Annotated in this window: 15 protein-coding genes; 10 read left to right on the forward strand and 5 right to left on the reverse strand. The window is 70.5% G+C overall.

From position 1 onward, the window contains the following. Window positions 1–130 precede the first annotated feature (130 nt). Window positions 131–1,087 (reverse strand): methylmalonyl Co-A mutase-associated GTPase MeaB, encoded by a 957-nt coding sequence (gene meaB, locus ACIBK0_RS20220; protein WP_399081516.1) that lies wholly within the window; start codon window positions 1,085–1,087, stop codon window positions 131–133. Window positions 1,088–1,130: 43 nt separating this feature from the next. Beyond that, the gene (locus tag ACIBK0_RS20225) at window positions 1,131–2,333 is read right to left on the reverse strand and encodes an acetyl-CoA C-acetyltransferase (RefSeq protein ID WP_399081519.1); all 1,203 of its coding nucleotides are present in this window, start codon (window positions 2,331–2,333) and stop codon (window positions 1,131–1,133) included. 146 nt (window positions 2,334–2,479) lie between these two features. Between ACIBK0_RS20225 and mce the strand changes: the two genes are divergently transcribed. The 5 genes from mce to ACIBK0_RS20250 all read left to right on the forward strand — a co-directional run bounded on the left by mce (window position 2,480) and on the right by ACIBK0_RS20250 (window position 10,075). After that, window positions 2,480–2,920 carry a methylmalonyl-CoA epimerase gene (gene mce, locus ACIBK0_RS20230; protein ID WP_399081521.1) on the forward strand — a complete coding sequence of 147 codons (441 nt, stop codon included), beginning with the start codon at window positions 2,480–2,482 and terminating at the stop codon, window positions 2,918–2,920. A 244-nt stretch (window positions 2,921–3,164) separates the two neighbouring features. Beyond that, window positions 3,165–7,013: a polarized growth protein Scy gene (gene scy, locus ACIBK0_RS20235; RefSeq protein ID WP_399081523.1), complete on the forward strand. Its 3,849-nt coding sequence runs from the start codon at window positions 3,165–3,167 to the stop codon at window positions 7,011–7,013. 183 nt (window positions 7,014–7,196) lie between these two features. Next, a complete protein-coding gene (locus ACIBK0_RS20240) occupies window positions 7,197–8,132 on the forward strand; it encodes a cellulose-binding protein (protein WP_399081525.1) in 936 nt (311 codons plus the stop codon). A 201-nt stretch (window positions 8,133–8,333) separates the two neighbouring features. Beyond that, the gene (locus ACIBK0_RS20245) at window positions 8,334–9,302 is read left to right on the forward strand and encodes an ABC transporter ATP-binding protein (RefSeq protein ID WP_399081527.1); all 969 of its coding nucleotides are present in this window, start codon (window positions 8,334–8,336) and stop codon (window positions 9,300–9,302) included. 2 nt (window positions 9,303–9,304) lie between these two features. Next, window positions 9,305–10,075 carry an ABC transporter permease gene (locus tag ACIBK0_RS20250; protein ID WP_399081529.1) on the forward strand — a complete coding sequence of 257 codons (771 nt, stop codon included), beginning with the start codon at window positions 9,305–9,307 and terminating at the stop codon, window positions 10,073–10,075. Window positions 10,076–10,107: 32 nt separating this feature from the next. Here the strand turns inward: ACIBK0_RS20250 and ACIBK0_RS20255 are convergent, their stop codons facing one another. Continuing rightward, a complete protein-coding gene (locus ACIBK0_RS20255; protein WP_399081531.1) occupies window positions 10,108–11,094 on the reverse strand; it encodes a hypothetical protein in 987 nt (328 codons plus the stop codon). A 181-nt stretch (window positions 11,095–11,275) separates the two neighbouring features. Between ACIBK0_RS20255 and ACIBK0_RS20260 the strand changes: the two genes are divergently transcribed. From ACIBK0_RS20260 to ACIBK0_RS20270, 3 genes are all read left to right on the forward strand, one after another. Continuing rightward, complete coding sequence (locus ACIBK0_RS20260) at window positions 11,276–12,166, forward strand: hypothetical protein (protein ID WP_399081533.1); 891 nt, start codon at window positions 11,276–11,278, stop codon at window positions 12,164–12,166. 203 nt (window positions 12,167–12,369) lie between these two features. Further along, window positions 12,370–13,656, forward strand: a complete 1,287-nt coding sequence (locus ACIBK0_RS20265; protein WP_399081535.1) for an ATP-binding cassette domain-containing protein — start codon at window positions 12,370–12,372, stop codon at window positions 13,654–13,656. Beyond that, on the forward strand, window positions 13,653–14,498 hold the full coding sequence (locus ACIBK0_RS20270; protein ID WP_399081537.1) for an ABC transporter permease: 846 nt from the start codon (window positions 13,653–13,655) through the stop codon (window positions 14,496–14,498). The genes ACIBK0_RS20265 and ACIBK0_RS20270 overlap by 4 nt, the downstream gene beginning before the upstream one ends. A gap of 52 nt (window positions 14,499–14,550) precedes the next feature. Here the strand turns inward: ACIBK0_RS20270 and ACIBK0_RS20275 are convergent, their stop codons facing one another. Continuing rightward, window positions 14,551–14,883, reverse strand: a complete 333-nt coding sequence (locus ACIBK0_RS20275) for an ATP/GTP-binding protein (protein WP_399081539.1) — start codon at window positions 14,881–14,883, stop codon at window positions 14,551–14,553. A gap of 221 nt (window positions 14,884–15,104) precedes the next feature. On the opposite strand from ACIBK0_RS20275, the gene ACIBK0_RS20280 reads away from it, so the two are divergent. Continuing rightward, complete coding sequence (locus tag ACIBK0_RS20280) at window positions 15,105–16,133, forward strand: LLM class flavin-dependent oxidoreductase (protein WP_399081541.1); 1,029 nt, start codon at window positions 15,105–15,107, stop codon at window positions 16,131–16,133. Between the two features lie 144 nt (window positions 16,134–16,277). On the opposite strand, the gene ACIBK0_RS20285 is transcribed toward ACIBK0_RS20280, so the two are convergent. Next, a complete protein-coding gene (locus ACIBK0_RS20285) occupies window positions 16,278–16,670 on the reverse strand; it encodes an SCO5389 family protein (protein WP_362024148.1) in 393 nt (130 codons plus the stop codon). Window positions 16,671–17,026: 356 nt separating this feature from the next. On the opposite strand from ACIBK0_RS20285, the gene nucS reads away from it, so the two are divergent. Continuing rightward, window positions 17,027–17,698, forward strand: coding sequence for an endonuclease NucS (gene nucS, locus ACIBK0_RS20290; protein WP_399081543.1), 672 nt, complete (start codon window positions 17,027–17,029; stop codon window positions 17,696–17,698). Window positions 17,699–17,712: the final 14 nt, after the last annotated feature.

The raw sequence follows: 17,712 nt of genomic DNA on the forward strand, positions 1-17,712 counted from the left end.
CCGGGGGGGGCGTCGCCCGCGCCCCGCGGGGGGGGGGGGGGGGGGGGGGGGGTTTTGGGGGGGGGGGGGGGGGGCCCCCCCCCCCAGGAACGGGAATGGGCAGGGACGGCGAGGGCGCGAAACCCTCGGCTCAGCCCTCCGTCAGGCCCTCCACCAGCGTGTCCGCGGCCCGGTACGGGTCGAGTTCCCCCGCCACGATCCGCTCCGCGAGCGCGCTGAGGCGACGGTCGCCGTGCAGGTCGCCGATGCGCTGGCGCAGGGCGGTGACGGCGATCGTCTCGACCTCCTGGGAGGCCCGGGCCAGGCGCCGCTCGCCGAGCACACCGTGCTCCTCCATCCAAGCCCGGTGCTTCTCCAGCGCCTCGACGACCTCGTCGATCCCCTCGCCGCGGGCGGCAACCGTCTTGACGATCGGCGGCCGCCAGTCGCCCGGACCGCGGGATTCGCCCAGCCCGAGCATGTGGTTCAGCTCACGCGCCGTCGCGTCGGCGCCGTCCCGGTCGGCCTTGTTGACCACATACACATCGCCGATCTCCAGGATTCCGGCCTTGGCCGCCTGGATCCCGTCGCCCATCCCGGGGGCGAGCAGCACGACCGAGGTGTCCGCCTGGGACGCGATCTCGACCTCGGACTGGCCGACACCCACCGTCTCCACCAGCACCACATCGCAGCCCGCCGCGTCCAGGACGCGGATCGCCTGCGGCGCGGCCCACGCGAGCCCGCCCAGATGGCCGCGCGTCGCCATCGAGCGGATGTACACCCCGGGGTCGGACGCGTGCTCGGACATGCGCACGCGGTCGCCGAGCAGCGCGCCGCCGGAGAACGGCGAGGAGGGGTCGACGGCCAGCACTCCGACGCGCTTGCCCTGCCGCCGGTACGCCGTCACCAGCGCCGAGGTCGACGTCGACTTGCCGACGCCCGGCGACCCCGTCAGCCCCACCACATACGCGTTGCCGGCCAACGGCGCCAGCGCCGCCATGACCTCACGGAGCTGCGGTGCCGCCCCCTCCACCAGGGAGATCAGCCGGGCCACGGCCCGCGGCCGCCCTTCCCTGGCCTGGGCCACCAGCGAGGAGACGTCCTGCATCACAGCTCCGTTCAGTCGAGATTCCGCAAGTGGGGAACGCGTGTCAGGCCTTGGGTACCCGCACGATCAGCGCGTCACCCTGACCGCCGCCACCGCACAGCGCGGCCGCGCCCACACCGCCGCCGCGCCGCTTCAGCTCAAGGGCGAGGTGCAGCACGAGACGTGCGCCCGACATGCCGATCGGGTGACCCAGGGCAATGGCGCCCCCGTTGACGTTCACCTTTTCCGTGGACACCCCGAGGTCCTTCATTGACTGCACGGCGACCGCCGCGAAGGCCTCGTTGATCTCGATCAGGTCGAGGTCCTCGACCTCCAGGCCCTCCTTCTTGAGGGCGTGCACGATCGCGTTCGAGGGCTGCGACTGCAGAGAGTTGTCCGGGCCCGCCACATTCCCGTGCGCGCCGATCTCGGCGATCCACTCCAGGCCCAGTTCCAGCGCCTTGGCCTTGCTCATCACGACCACGGCGGCCGCGCCGTCCGAGATCTGCGACGAGGTGCCGGCGGTGATCGTGCCGTCCCTGGTGAAGGCGGGGCGCAGCTTGCCGAGCGACTCGACCGTCGTCTCGGCGCGGATGCCCTCGTCCTTGCTGAAGACGACGGGCTCGCCCTTGCGCTGCGGAATCTCGATCGGCGTGATCTCCGCCTCGAAGATGCCGTTCTTCTGGGCGGCGGCCGCACGCTGGTGCGAGAGGGCCGCCACCTCGTCCTGCTCCGGACGGGCGAGGCCGAGCCGCACGTTGTGCTTCTCCGTCGATTCGCCCATGGCGATGTTCTCGAAAGCGTCCGTCAGACCGTCGTACGCCATGGCGTCGAGCATCTCGATCGCCCCGTACTTGTAGCCCTCACGGGACTTGGGGAGCAGGTGCGGCGCGTTCGTCATCGACTCCTGGCCACCGGCGACCACGACATCGAATTCGCCCGCTCGGATCAGCTGGTCGGCGAGCGCGATCGCGTCCAGGCCCGACAGACACACCTTGTTGATGGTGAGCGCCGGGACACTCATCGGGATGCCCGCCTTGACCGCGGCCTGGCGTGCCGGGATCTGCCCTGCCCCGGCTTGGAGCACCTGGCCCATGATCACGTACTGCACCTGGTCGCCACCGATCCCCGCACGGTCGAGGGCGGCCTTGATCGCGAAGCCTCCTAGGTCGGCTCCGGAGAAGGACTTCAGGGAGCCGAGCAACCGCCCCATCGGGGTGCGGGCACCCGCGACGATCACGGAAGTCGTGCTGTTCGTTCCAGACATGAGGTGCGATCCCCTTCCAGCTTGCACAGCTGAGGAGTGAACGAGGGTTTACTTGAATGTACTGAGCGGTAGGCCACCCGTCATCCGGCCGCGAGTGTGATCGCGCGCACGTTGCGTAACCACCTCCGGAGCGCTGCACTGAATCCATGCTGACGCGAATCGACCACATTGGGATCGCCTGTTTCGACCTCGACAAGACCGTCGAGTTCTACCGGGCCACGTACGGCTTCGAAATCTTCCACTCCGAGGTCAACGAGGAGCAGGGCGTACGCGAGGCCATGCTCAAGATCAACGAGACGTCCGACGGCGGCGCCTCCTACCTCCAGCTGCTCGAACCCACTCGCGAGGACTCCACCGTCGCGAAGTGGCTGGCCAAGAACGGTGAGGGCGTCCACCACATCGCCTTCGGCACGGCGGACGTCGACGCCGACGCCGCCGACATCAAGGACAAGGGCGTACGCGTGCTCTACGACGAGCCCCGGCGCGGGTCCATGGGCTCCCGAATCACGTTCCTGCATCCAAAGGATTGCCATGGAGTCCTGACAGAACTGGTCACTTCGGCTGCTGTTGAGTCACCTGAGCACTGACCTCCGTATATCTGGGCCGGTAGGGTTGGGGGCGGTCGTCTCCTTTTATCGGGGACGGCCGAGGTCCTGCCGCATTCCAACGAGCAGGACCGAGGGCCGGGGTCCAGGTTTCGGGGGACGAGCGTCGGGGCAGCAGCCCATGCTCCGCCGTTGATCTGACACCATTCCCCCGGGGGCCCCGTTCGGCGGATGGACGGAGCTCGTTTGGAGAGACTTGCGACCAGGGGACGGATGGGACCGCGCAGTGCGGGGCTACGAACGCCAGGAGCGAGAGCCGGCGGCTGACGTCGACCACCTCTCTCGGTTCGAGGCCGAGATGGAACGGCTGAAGACCGAGCGGGAGAAGGCCGTCCAGCACGCCGAGGACCTCGGCTATCAGGTCGAGGTGCTGCGCGCCAAGCTGCACGAGGCGCGGCGCAGTCTGGCGACCCGTCCTGCCTACGACGGCGGCGACATCGGGTACCAGGCCGAGCAGCTGCTCCGCAATGCCCAGATCCAGGCCGACCAGCTGCGCGCGGACGCCGAGCGCGAGCTGAGCCAGGCCCGCGCGCAGACCCAGCGGATCCTGCAGGAGCACGCCGAGCAGGCCGCGCGCCTGCAGGCGGAGCTGCACCAGGAAGCGGTCTCGCGCCGACAGCAGCTCGACCAGGAGCTGGCCGAGCGCCGGCAGACCGTCGAGTCGCACGTCAACGAGAACGTGGCCTGGGCGGAACAGCTGCGCGCCCGTACCGAGTCGCAGGCCCGCCGTCTCCTGGAGGAGTCGCGCGCCGAGGCCGACCAGGCACTGGCCGCCGCCCGCGCGGAGGCCGAGCGGGTCGCCGCCGAGGCGCGGCAGCGGCTCACCACCGACGCCGAGGCGGCCCGCGCGGAGGCCGAGCAGTTGCTGCGCCGGGCCCGCACGGACGCCGAGCGGCTGCTGAACGCGGCGTCCACCCAGGCCCAGGAGGCCACCGACCACGCCGAGCAGCTGCGCAGCTCCACGGCGACCGAGTCGGACGCCGCCCGCCGCCAGGCGACCGAACTGAGCCGGGCCGCCGAGCAGCGTATGACCGAGGCGGAGGCGGCGCTGCGCGAGGCGCGGACCGAGGCCGACAAGGTCGTCGCGGAGGCGAAGGAGACCGCGGCCAAGGCCCTCTCCAGCGCGGAGTCGGCGAACGAGCAGCGCACGCGTACGGCGAAGGAGCAGGTCGCCCGGCTGGTCAGCGAGGCCACCAAGGAGGCCGAGGCCACCAAGTCCGAGGCCGAACAGGTCGTCGCGGAGGCGCGCACCAAGGCCGAGAAGATCATCGCGGAGGCCGAGGAGAACGCCCGCAGCCTCACCGCCGAGGAGACCGCGTCCCAGCTCTCCAAGGCGGCCCGTACCGCCGAGGACGTGCTCAACAAGGCGTCCGAGGAAGCCAAGACGACCACCAAGGCCGCCGCCGAGGAGGCCGAGCGGATCCGCACCGAGGCGGAGGCCGAGGCCGACCGGCTGCGCGCCGAGGCGCACGACATCGCCGAGCAGCTCAAGGGCACGGCGAAGGACGACACCAAGGAGTACCGCGCCAAGACGGTCGAGCTGCAGGAGGAGGCGCGCCGACTGCGCGGCGAGGCCGAGCAGCTGCGGGCCGACGCGGTCTCCGAGGGCGAGCGCATCCGCGCCGAGGCCCGCCGCGAGGCCGTCCAGCAGATCGAGGAGGCGGCCAAGACCGCCGAGGACCTGCTCGCCAAGGCGAAGGCCGACGCGGACGAGCTGCGTACGGCGGCCACGACGGACAGCGAGAAGGTCCGCACCGAGGCCATCGAGCGCGCCACCACGCTGCGCCGGCAGGCCGAGGAGACCCTGGAGCGCACCCGCGCCGAGGCCGAGCGGCATCGGGCGGAGGCGGTCGAGCAGTCCGAGGAGATCAAGGCGGACGCCGAGCGCGCGGCCGAGCTGCTGCGCGAGGAGACCGAGCGCGCCCTGGCGGCTCGCCAGGCCGAGGCCGCCGAGGAACTGACCCGTCGCCACTCGGAGGCCGAGGAGCGCCTGGCCGCCGCCGAGCAGGCGCTGACGGACGCGCGCGCGGAGGCCGAGCGGATCCGCCGCGAGGCCGCCGAGGAGACGGACCGGCTGCGCACGGAGGCCGCCGAACGGATCCGCACGCTCCAGGCACAGGCCGAGGCCGAGGCCGAGCGGCTGCGCAACGAAGCGGCCGCGGACGCGTCCACCTCACGCGCCGAGGGCGAGGCCATCGCCGTACGACTGCGTTCGGAGGCCGCGGCGGAGGCCGAGCGGCTGAAGTCGGAGGCCCAGGACAGCGCCGATCGCGTACGGGCGGAGGCGCAGGCCGCGGCCGAGCGGCTGGCGACGGAGGGCGCCGAGACCCTGGCCGCCGCGCAGGAGGAGGCCGCCCGGCGCCGCCGCGAGGCCGAGGAACTTCTCGGCTCCGCGCGCCAGGAGGCCGACCAGGAGCGTGAGCGGGCCCGCGAACAGAGCGAGGAGCTGCTGGCTTCCGCGCGCAACCGCGTCGACGAGGCGCAGGCCGAGGCCGTACGCCTGGTCGAGGAGGCCGACCGGCGGGCGACCGAGATGGTCTCCAACGCCGAGCAGACCGCGCAGCAGGTGCGCGACTCCGTGGCCGGGCTGCACGAGCAGGCCCAGGAGGAGATCGCGGGTCTGCGCAGCGCCGCCGAGCACGTGGCGGACCGTACGCGGACCGAGGCGCAGGAGGAGGCGGACCGGGTCCGCGCCGACGCGTACGCGGAGCGGGAGCGGGCGTCCGAGGACGCGGGGCGCATCCGGCGGGAGGCGGCCGCGGAGACGGAGGCCGCCAAGTCGCTCGCGGAGCGCACGGTTTCCGAGGCCATCGCCGAGTCCGAGCGGCTGCGCTCGGACGCCGCCGAGCACGCCCAGCGCGTCCGCACCGAGGCGTCCGACACCATCGCGAATGCCGAGCAGGATGCCTCGCGGACCCGCGCGGACGCCCGGGAGGACGCCAACCGGATCCGTTCGGACGCGGCCACGCAGGCGGACACCCTCATCACCGAGACGGCGGCGGAGGCCGAGCGGCTCACGAACGAGACCGCCGCCGCGGCCGAGCGCGTACGGGCCGAGTCCGTGGCCAAGGCCGAGCAGCTCATCTCGGACGCGACCGGAGACGCGGAGCGACTGCGGGCCGAGGCCGCCGAGACGGTCGGTTCCGCGCAGCAGCACGCCGAGCGGATCCGCACCGAGGCGGAGCGCGTCAAGGCAGAGGCGGCGGCGGAGGCCGAGCGGCTCACCTCGTCGGCGCGCGAGGAGGCCGAGCGCACGCTGGACGAGGCGCGCCAGGAGTCCAACAAGCGGCGCTCCGAGGCGGCCGAGCAGGTCGACACCCTCATCTCGGAGACCGCGTCCGAGGCGGACAAGCTGCTCTCCGAGGCGCAGCAGAGCGCGCAGAAGACGACGGCGGAAGCCGAGTCGCAGGCCGACACGATGGTCGGTGCGGCGCGCAACGAGGCCGAGCGACTGGTCTCCGAGGCGACCGTGGAGGGCAACTCGCTGGTGGAGCGGGCCCGTACGGACGCGGACGAGCTGCTGGTCGGCGCGCGCCGGGACGCGACGGCGATAAGGGAGCGTGCGGAGGAGCTGCGCGACCGCATCACCACGGAGATCGAGGAGCTGCACGCCCGGGCCCGCCGCGAGTCGGCCGAGGCGATGAAGACGGCCGGCGAGCGCTGCGACGCGCTCGTGAAGGCGGCCGAGGACCAGCTCGCCGAGGCCGAGGCGAAGGCGAAGGACCTGGTGTCGGAGGCCAACTCCGAGGCGAGCAAGGTACGTATCGCCGCGGTCAAGAAGGCGGAGGGGCTCCTCAAGGAGGCCGAGCAGAAGAAGACCTCGCTCGTCGCCGAGGCCGAGAAGATCAGGTCCGAGGCGATCCAGGAGGCGAAGGCCGCGGTCGAGGAGGGCAAGCGCGACCTGGAGGTCCTGGTGCGCCGCCGCGAGGACATCAACGCGGAGATCTCCCGTGTCCAGGACGTCCTGGAGGCGTTGGAGTCGTTTGAGGCCCCGTCCGGCAACAAGGACGGTGGGGTCAAGGCGGGCGCCGCCGCGGGCGCAACTCGTTCGGGTGGCAAGTCAGCAGAGGGCTAGCCAGAAGCACCGATTCCATGCTTTGCAGGGACCTTTGGCACAGGCTCTGGCAAGCCCTCCGACAGTTAGCCACCCAAAAGGAGTGTCATTCTCCAGATCAAACACGTATCCGCTCGATGACACACCGCTTTGACCCCTAGGATTCCCCCTATCACCTCACCGGTCTCATTCGACAGGAACCCCATGAGCGACACTTCCCCCTACGGCTTCGAGCTTGTGCGGCGTGGGTACGACCGCGCTCAGGTGGACGAACGCATCTCGAAGCTCGTCTCCGACCGTGACAGCGCTCTGGCCCGTATCACTGCTCTGGAAAAGCGCATCGAGGAGCTCCATCTCGAGACGCAGAACGCCCAGGCCCAGGTCAGCGACGCCGAGCCGTCGTACGCGGGTCTCGGCGCACGCGTCGAGAAGATCCTCCGCCTCGCCGAGGAGGAGGCGAAGGACCTGCGCGAGGAGGCCCGTCGCGCGGCCGAGCAGCACCGCGAGCTCGCCGAGTCGGCGGCCCAGCAGGTGCGCAACGACGCAGAATCGTTCGCTGCGGACCGCAAGGCCAAGGCGGAGGACGAGGGCGTCCGGATCGTCGAGAAGGCCAAGAGCGACGCCTCGCAGCTGCGCTCCGAGGCGCAGAAGGACGCGCAGTCCAAGCGCGAGGAGGCGGACGCCCTCTTCGAGGAGACCCGTGCCAAGGCCGCTCAGGCCGCCGCCGACTTCGAGACGAACCTCGCCAAGCGCCGCGAGCAGTCCGAGCGCGACCTGGCCTCGCGGCAGGCCAAGGCCGAGAAGCGCCTCGCGGAGATCGAGCACCGCGCGGAGCAGCTCCGCCTGGAGGCCGAGAAGCTGCGCACCGACGCCGAGCGCCGCGCCCGCCAGACGGTCGAGACGGCTCAGCGCCAGGCCGAGGACATCGTGGCCGACGCGAACGCCAAGGCCGACCGCATCCGTTCGGAATCCGAGCGCGAGCTCGCGGCCCTCACCAACCGCCGCGACTCGATCAACGCCCAGCTCACGAACGTCCGCGAGATGCTCGCGACGCTCACGGGCGCCGCGGTGGCCGCCGCCGGCACGCCGGCCGAGGACGAGCCGATCTCCCGTGGGGTTCCGGCCCAGCAGTCCCGGTAATCACCGAGCACCGTCAAAGGCCCGCACCCTCCGCCGGGGGCGCGGGCCTTTGTCGTGCCCTACAGGGCGCGCGGGGTTGGGACATCGTGCGGCCGCGTAGGTGCGACCAGCCACAGCGGCGCAGCAGCCGGCCCTGGCTGACGAGCGGCTCAACCCCCTGCTCAAGTGGCACAGCCAAACCGCCCGACTTAGCGTGGCCGCATGATTGAGCTCGAGGGGCTGACCAAGCGGTATGGCGAGAAGGTGGCGGTGAACAACCTCACCTTCGCGGTCAGACCCGGCATCGTGACCGGCTTCCTCGGCCCCAACGGCGCCGGAAAGTCCACGACGATGCGGATGATGCTCGGGCTCGACCACCCGACCGCGGGCGATGTCCGGATCGACGGTCAGCACTACAACCATCTGAGGGAGCCGCTCAAATACATCGGTGCCCTGCTGGACGCCAAGGCCATGCACGGCGGCCGCAGCGCGTTCAACCACCTCCTCTGCCTCGCCCAGAGCAACGGCATCCCCAAGGCACGCGTCCACGAGGTCCTCGACACGGTGGGGCTCACCCCGGTGGCGAACAAGAAGGCCAAAGGGTTCTCACTCGGCATGGGCCAGCGGCTCGGCATCGCGGGCGCGCTGCTCGGCGACCCGCGGATCCTGATGTTCGACGAGCCGGTCAACGGTCTGGACCCCGAGGGCATCCACTGGATCCGCAACCTCATGAAGTCGCTCGCCGCGCAGGGCCGTACGGTCTTCGTCTCCTCCCACCTCATGAGCGAGATGGCGCTGACCGCCGACCACCTCGTCGTCATCGGCCAGGGCAGACTCCTCGCCGACACCTCGATGGCCGACTTCATCCAGCAGAACTCGCGGTCGTACGTCCGTATCCGCTCTCCCCAGCGCGAGCGGCTCCTCGATGTGTTGCACGGCGCCGGGATCACCGTCGTCGAGACGGGCAGCGGCACCCTCGATGTGGACGGCGGCAAGCCGGAGCACATCGGCGAGCTGGCTGCCCAGCACCAGATCGTGCTGCACGAGCTCAGTCCGCAACAGGCCTCCCTGGAGGAGGCCTTCATGCAGCTGACCGCGGAGTCGGTGGAGTACCACGCGCACGCCGACACCCCGCACACACCGACCCCGCGGCCGGCCCCGCAATGGGGCGGCGACTGGAAGAGGGGCTGATCATGGCGGCCACCCAGGTTCTCAAGTCGGAGTGGACCAAGATCCGGTCCGTCGCGTCCACCGTCTGGACGCTCAGTCTCGCGGCGGTCGTCACGATCGCCCTCGGCATCCTGATCTCGCTGCTGTCGAAGAACGAGTTCGACAACATGCCCGTGCGGGAGCGGCTCTCCTTCGACCCGACATTCATCAGCTTCGCGGGCATGACCCTCGGTCAGCTCGCGATGATCGTATTCGGGGTGCTGGTCGTGGGCAACGAGTACAGCACCGGCATGATCCGCACCTCACTCGCCGCGGTCCCGCAGCGCGGCACGTTCCTGTTCAGCAAGATCGCGGTGGCGACGGGCCTCGCCCTCGTCGTCGGCATGATCACCAGCTTCGTCGCCTTCTTCCTGGGCCAGGCGGTACTCGGCGCGCACAAGGCGTCCATCGGCGACCCGGGCGTGCTGCGCGCGGTGATCGGTGGCGGGCTCTACATGACGCTCATCGCCGTCTTCTCGATGGGCGTCGCGGCGATGCTGCGCAGTCCGATGCTCTCGCTGGGCATCCTGATGCCGTTCTTCTTCCTGATCTCCAACATCCTGGGAGCCGTCTCCGCGACCAAGAAGGTCGGCCGCTACCTGCCCGACCAGGCCGGCAGCAAGATCATGCGGGTCGTGACCCCGATCGGCGACGACACTCCGTACGGACCCTGGGGCGGTCTCGCGATCATGGTGCTGTGGGTGGCCGCGGCGCTCATCGGCGGTTATGCGCTGCTGAAGAAACGGGACGCCTGACATCGCTCGAAAGGCGGAACGCACGACATCGCTCAAGACCCCGGACGTGTGAGCTCACCGTCGTCGGGCGGCAGCCGCTGGATCAGCCCGTCGAAGTCCGTCCAGCCCTCCCAGCGCCATACGTCATTGTCCAGGTCCGGCTGGAGCGGCACGAAACGGCCGAGCTCGAAGTCGCCGCCCTCCAGGTCGAACCAGCGCTCGTCGGCGACCTCGGTGCCGAGACCCACGGTGCGCGCGGTCAGCCGCACGAGCAGCTTCACGCCATACGACCCGGACAGGTCCTTGCCCTGGATGCGCCGGAACGGCAGCTCGGCCACCGGTGCCTCGACCGGTATCCACACGGTGAAGGGTGCCCCGCGCTCGACCGCGAGCCAGGACCGCTCGTCGGCCGGCTCGCCCTTCGCGTCCAGTACCTTCAGCCACTGCTTGTAGATGACGAGGCTGCCGTCGTGCGGTGAGCGTTCCAGGTAGCGCAGATGGGCTCGGGCGCGCAGGTCCACGACCGACAGATTGTCGAAGCGGTTGTAGAAGCGAACAGCGATGATCGCGTCCTCGCTGTTCGCGTGCAGCCGGGAGTAGCCAGGGAAGTCCGCGGTCCAGGCCTGCGAGATGCTGGCCCGCTGCCGCCAGACGAAAGGCCGCAGCGCGAACATCTTGATCAGGACGATGCCCAGGAGCACCGCGGGCACCAGTGAGCCGGTGACCGAGGCGAGGGTGGCGAGCAGCTGGTGCGCGGTGCTGTCCGGTTCGGGTTCGAGGTTGTCCGTGCCGACGCAGGCGCGCAGCACGGTGAGGCTGAGGTCGAAGAGCCGCTCCTCGTTCGAGAACCGCTCGGCCATCGACCGCGGCGAGTGCTCGGTCAGCGTCCAGGCGGTCGCGATGACCAGCGAGAGTCCGGCCAGCGCGCCGAGCGTCATCAGGAGCAGGGCGTGGACGGTGCGTCCGGCGATCCACCAGCGAACGGACGTACGGAAGCGCGGATGCGCCCGGCTCCTCCGCGGCTGCCTCAGTAAATCCAACTCGCCACCCCCGTAACCGACTTCGCTCCCACTCGTACAATGGGACGGCATGATTCCCGGTGTCCGTTCCGGCCAACCCCGTCCAGACGGGGAGACCAGGCCCAGCCCCGGGTACATCTCGCGTGGAAGGCTCAGACACTCCCCAGCCCGTATCGCGCGACCACCCCCGAAGGGCGTCACCGTGACGACGAAGGACCGAAGCCTTGAGGCACTGGGCCTGGACGACGTGCCCGCCAAGAAACCGCTCACCTATCCCGGCCGTCCCACCACCGAGCCCTCCCTGCTGACCGGCGGCGAGCTGCTCCAGCTCGACGTACGGCCGCTCAGGCTCGGCGAGTGGTACGTGGAGGAGCAGGAGGCGCAGCAGCGGCTCGACGAAGCGCTCGCCGACCTCGGCCAGGTGGTCACCGGGCGCCGTCACCCGGTCATCGCGGTCGGCTCGAACGCCTCCCCCGGGCAGGTCGCCCACAAGCTGACCCGGCTCGGCATCCCGGCGACGGTGCCGATGGTGCCGGTGCGCGTGCAGGGCATCGGGGTCGGCTGCTCGGGGCACATCAGCCCGGCGGGCTATGTGGCAGGGACGCCGTACGTCGACCGGGGCGCCGAGACCACGCTCGTGGTGACCTGGCTGGATTCGACGCAGTTGAAGGCGGTCGACGACACCGAGTTCCCCGACTACCGGCGGGCGATACTCCCGGGCGACACGTTCGCGATGACCATGCCCTCCGGGGAGCGGCTCGGCGGCGCGTACATCTACTTCAGCGCGCACGGCGTGCTGGCCGACCCGGTCACGGGACAGCCCCGCCCCGGGGGCGGCGACCAGTCCGAGCTGCTCGCCTCGCTGCTCGCCGACTCCGCGCGGCTGCGCGAGCTGCTCGGCCCCGACCCGGCCAGCTGGGTGCGGCGCGCCGGGGGCGAGCGGTCACTGCGCGAGCGGGGCACGCTGGTCTTCGGCGAGGAGGGCTGGGTGCTGCCCCAGACCGACTTCCTGCCGTACGTCGACGAATCGGCGGAGCTGCGGCTGTACGACGACCTGCCGCCGCTGGACGACTCGTTGCCGTATCGGGTGTGAGGGTTCCGTTTCCGGCCTGACCAGGCGCGACGGGTACCTGACAAAGGCAGCAGTGCGGGTAAGAGTTCTTACCCGATCTCTCCCCCCGTATGACCTGCGCTGTTTTACTTTCTCTTGAGTGGAACCGTCAGCGCCCCGATATCCTCCTAACCCTTACGGGGGCGTGCGCCCCGACGTCCTGAACCTTTCGATGGGTGCGGAGCATGATCGAGGCAGTCGGCCTGACGAAGCGCTACGGCGACAAGACAGCCGTGTACAACCTTTCCTTCCAGGTGCGGCCGGGCGCCGTCACCGGCTTCCTCGGGCCCAACGGCTCGGGCAAGTCGACCACGATGCGGATGATCCTCGGTCTGGACAACCCCACCTCGGGGCAGGTGACCATCGGCGGCTTCCCCTACCGCAAGCTGCCGAACGCGCCCCGCCAGGTCGGCGCGCTCCTCGACGCCAAGGCCGTGCACGGTGGCCGGCACGCCCGCAACCACCTGCTGTGCCTCGCCCAGCTGTCGGGCATCCCGGCCCGCCGCGTGGACGAGGTGCTCGGTGTCGTCGGCCTCCAGGACGTGGCCAGGAAGCGCTCGAAGGGTTTCTCACTCGGCATGGGCCAGCGGCTCGGCATCGCCGCCGCGCTCCTCGGCGACCCGCAGGTGCTGCTCTTCGACGAGCCGGTCAACGGCCTCGACCCCGAGGGCATCCTCTGGGTCCGCAACCTGATGAAGTCGCTCGCGGCGGAGGGCCGTACGGTCTTCGTCTCCTCGCACCTGATGAGCGAGATGGCGCTGACCGCCGACCACCTGATCGTGATCGGCCGCGGCCAGCTGCTCGCCGACATGAACATCAAGGACTTCATTTCGCACAACTCGGCCGACTTCGCCCGGGTCCGCACCCCGGACACCGAGCCGCAGCAGCGCGAGAAGCTCACCGCCGCGCTGACCGAGGCGGGCGGCCAGGTGCTGCCCGAGCAGGACGGCGCGCTGCGCGTCACCGGCCTCCCGCTCCCCCGCATCAGCGACCTCGCGCACTCCGCCGACGTCCGGCTGTGGGAGCTGTCGCCGCACCAGGCCTCGCTGGAGGAGGCGTACATGCGGATGACGCAGGGCGCCGTCGACTACCGCTCGACCATCGACCAGAAGGCCGGGCTCCAGCAGGAGCTGCCGCCCGGTGCCGTGCCGCCGCAGCAGATGCCGGTGGCGGGTCAGGGCCAGCCGGGCTGGTACGCACCGCCGCCGCCCCAGCAGGGCGGGCAGCCGTTCGCGATGCCGCAGGCACAGCCGGGCCCGTACGGCGCTCCCGGCGCCCCCGCCGCGGGTCAGCCGGGCCCGTACGGGTCTCCGGTCGCCCCGGCCGCTCCTGGTACCGCGGACGCCAACCCGTACGCCCAGGCGGCGCCCCAGGCCCCCGCGCAGCCCGCCCAGGCTCCGGCGCAGCCGCCCGCCGCGCCCGCCGCCGCACCCGCCGACCCCGACCTGACCAAGCCCGAGGACGCCCGATGAGCACGCCCCAGCCCCCGATGCCGCAGCAGGCCGTCGTTGCCCCCAACTGGCAGGCGGCGCCCGGCACTTCGTACACCTCGCCGATTCCGATCACCCGCACCCACCTCGGTCACGCGCTCACCTCCGAGTGGACGAAGATCAAGTCGGTGCGCTCCACGATGTGGACGCTCGGCATCTTCCTGCTTCTTGTGATCGGCATCGGCTTCCTGGTCGCCGCGCAGACCACGAACGAAGACTTCAGCGACGTCCCGTACACCATCCCGGCCTTCTTCGGCCTGATGCTCGGGCAGATCTGCCTGATCACGCTGGGCGTCCTGGTGGTCTCCTCCGAGTACGGCACGGGCATGATCCGTACGACGTTCACGGCCTCGCCGCAGCGGCACCGGGTGCTGGCCGCGAAGCTGATCATCTTCTTCGCGGTGGCTTTCGTCGTGTCGGCCTTCGCGATCGGCCTGGTCGGCCTGATGACCTCGGGGATGCACGGCGGCTCCTCGAACGTCTCGTGGGGCGGCACGGTGCTCATGGGCGCGCTGTATGTCTCGCTGCTCGGTGTCCTCGCGCTCGCGGTGGGCTCGATGCTGCGCCACTCGGCCGGCGCGATCACCACGATGCTCGGCGTCGTGCTGGTGCCCGCGATCATGCCCGCGTTCCTGATGATGTCCGACAGCATGCGCACGATCGGCGAGAAGATGCAGGAGTACAACGCTCCCAACGCCCTCGCGCGGATCTTCCGGCTGGACACGGAGAGCGGGCACGGGGGCGCGCAGCTCGGTCTGCTCGCCGGTGTGACGGCGGCGGCGATCGCCGGCGCCTTCGTGCTGCTGGAGCGCCGGGACGTCTGACCTCCACCGGATCGATTTCTGAAGTCGCCCAGGACCTGGGCGCGTTGACCGCCTAGAACCTGGGCGCGTTACGGGACCGCTGCACCCGCGAGGTGCGGCGGTCCTTCGCGTTCCAGCAGGCCTTGTGCCAGTGGCGGCGGTCGTCGACGCCCGAGTGCTCCGGCCAGGCCACCACGTGCGGGACACCGGAGGGGATCATCTGGTCGCAGCCGGGGCAGCGGTAGGTCTTGCCCTCGGCGCTCGCGCCCGCCACATGGCGCACGCTCCACTCCTCGCCCTGCCAGCTCTCCGTGGACTGCCAGCCGCCGTAACGGCCCGAACGGTCCTCGTCCGCGCTCGGACCGGACGAGCCGGCACCCTTCGGACGGTTGCGACGCGGGGACACAGGACACCTCACGGAGCTATACAGGGAGCAGGGGCCATCTCCAGCCTACGCGGCGCGCACAGGGGTACGCGTACTCCACCAACCCGCACAGAACGCCCACCGGGTGGCCCATTTCGCAGACAATCCGCAAATCTCTCCGCCAGGCCGTGACTTCGGCACGTGTCATGCGGTTATGCGGGGTGGGGGAGCTCCGTGTCGGAGCCGAGGAAGCAGGAAGCGCGATGCACGTAGGAAGTTTTGTACTGGCGGCCCAGTTCCCGGGACAGGGCCAGGGGGAGACGCTCCACCGGGCGGTGCGGTCCGCCGAGGTCGCCGAGGAGGCCGGGCTCGACTCGGTTTGGCTGGCCGAGCACCACTTCGTGCCGTACGGCACATGCCCGTCGGCCGTCACGCTCGCCGCGTTCCTGCTCGGCCGCACCAGCCGCATCCGGGTCGGCACGGCGGTCAGCGTCCTGCCCACCGTCCACCCCGTGGCGCTCGGCGAGCAGGCCGCACTGCTGCATCTGACGTCCGCCGGACGGTTCTCGCTGGGCGTCGGGCGCGGTGGCCCCTGGGTCGACCTGGAGGTCTTCGGTTCAGGACTGGAGGCGTACGAGAAAGGGTTCCCGGAATCACTCGATCTACTGGTGCGCTGGCTGCGCGAGCCGTCCGTGCGGGGCACCTCGGAGCGGTTCAGCTTCCGTGAAGTCCCCGTCGTCCCCCGGCCGTCGGAGGCGCTGAGCGGCGCCCCCGGGCCCGAGGTCGTCGTCGCCTGCACCTCACCGGCGAGCGTACGGCTCGCCGCCGAGCGCGGGCTGCCGATGCTCCTCGGGATGCATGTCGGGGACGAGGAGAAGGCCGAAATGGTCGCGCTGTGGCGGCAGTACGCGCGCGCGGCCGGGCATCCGGCGGACTCGATCTTCGCGGCGGCCCATGTGTCCGCCGGCGTCTGCCAGATCGCCGACCGTCGCACCGACGCCGTCGAGATGCTCCTCAAAGCGATGCCCGGCTGGCTCAAGCAGGGGCTGGACGCCCATGTGACGGTCGACGGCCGCGCCCGCTCGATGCGCGACCCACTGGAGTACACCGAACTGCTCTGCGGGCTGCACCCGGTGGGCACCCCCCGGCTGTGCGCCGACCGGCTGGCGGCGACCTCGGAGCGGACCGGCATCTCACGCTTCGCCCTGCTCGTCGAGGGATCGGGGGACCTGGCGGCGACGGAGGAAAACGTACGACGTCTCGGGTCCGAGGTGCTGCCGCACCTCAGGTGACCCGACGCCGCTCGCCCAACGGGCCGTACAGCCCGTTCAACAGGCCGCCCAGCCCCTCCCCCGGGCCGGACGCGCGGGGAGCTTGCCGCCCCGGTACAGATGCACCTCCCGCGTACGGAGCGGCAAGCAATGCGGCATCACGCGTCAGCAGTCCCGGAACTCCGGGGACTGGTTCAGCAGCTGACTGCGGACCGAGGTGAAGCGTGCCAGCGTGTCGTCCACTGAGGCGTCCAGCGGGAACACCGCCACCCGGTGGCAGTTCTGAAAGGCCAGCCGCACTCCGAAGTGCCGCTGCAGCGCGCCGCGTATCGCGTCACTCGCGAGCGCACGCAGCAGCTGGCCACGTGCCTGCTCGTCCGGCGGGGGCGTCTGGTTGTCGGCGAAGTTGCCGCCGTCCACCTTCAGCTGGGCCACCAGGGAGCTGATCATCTCCCACGCGTAGGGCAGGGAGGTCCGGACGCAGTCGACGAAGTCAGCTTCGTCGACCTCGCCTCGCTCGGCCTGTTCGAGTAGGGCCGGTGAGACGTCGAGCGACATGGGTTCTCCTCTCGCACCCCCAGACCTCGGGGGTTGCCGGACAGGGATAGGGAGTTCGCGATATCGAACACGCTGAGTACACGCATCGCGACCTCCCGTTTATACGGTAAGCAACGGGCGGTGACGGCACCAGGAGAATGCGTACATAGCGAACTCCTAGTAGGCACACAATCAGCCACGACCGAACAGGCTTCTACCAGGAAGAAAGGGGCGGGACCAAAGGGCCCTCGGTTGCGGGTGGTGGTGGGAGACGAAGGAGTAAAAGGGGCGAACCGGAGGTTCTCGGTTGAGGGTGGTGGTGGGTGACGGGTGGGAGAATCGCGTGCACCACCGCCCGTCGAGTAGCGTTGCCGACCATGCGTCTCGTCATTGCCCGCTGTTCCGTGGACTACGCGGGCCGGCTCACCGCCCATCTCCCGTCGGCCCCCCGTCTCATCCTCGTGAAGGCGGACGGCAGCGTCTCGATCCACGCGGACGACCGGGCCTACAAGCCCCTCAACTGGATGTCGCCGCCCTGCACGCTGAAGGAGGGTTCCGGCGACGAGGAGGGCGTCTGGACCGTCATCAACAAGGCGGGCGAGAAGCTCATCATCACGATGGAGGAGATCCTCCACGATTCCTCGCACGAATTGGGCGTGGATCCCGGCCTGATCAAGGACGGCGTGGAAGCACACCTTCAGGAGCTCCTCGCGGACCGCATCGAGACGCTCGGCGAGGGCTACTCGCTCATCCGCCGCGAGTACATGACGGCCATCGGCCCGGTCGACATCCTGTGCCGGGACGCCGACGGGCAGACCGTCGCGGTGGAGATCAAGCGGCGCGGTGAGATCGACGGCGTGGAGCAACTCACACGCTATCTGGAGCTGTTGAACCGCGACCCGCACCTCGCCCCCGTTCGCGGCATCTTCGCCGCCCAGGAGATCAAGCCCCAGGCCCGCGTCCTCGCCACCGACCGCGGCATCGGCTGCGCGGTCCTGGACTACAACGCGCTGCGCGGGATCGAGGACGACAAGCTGCGGTTGTTCTGACCGTACGTACGACG

The organism is Streptomyces sp. NPDC050564 (genome assembly GCF_044457265.1).
Lineage (GTDB): Bacteria > Actinomycetota > Actinomycetes > Streptomycetales > Streptomycetaceae > Streptomyces.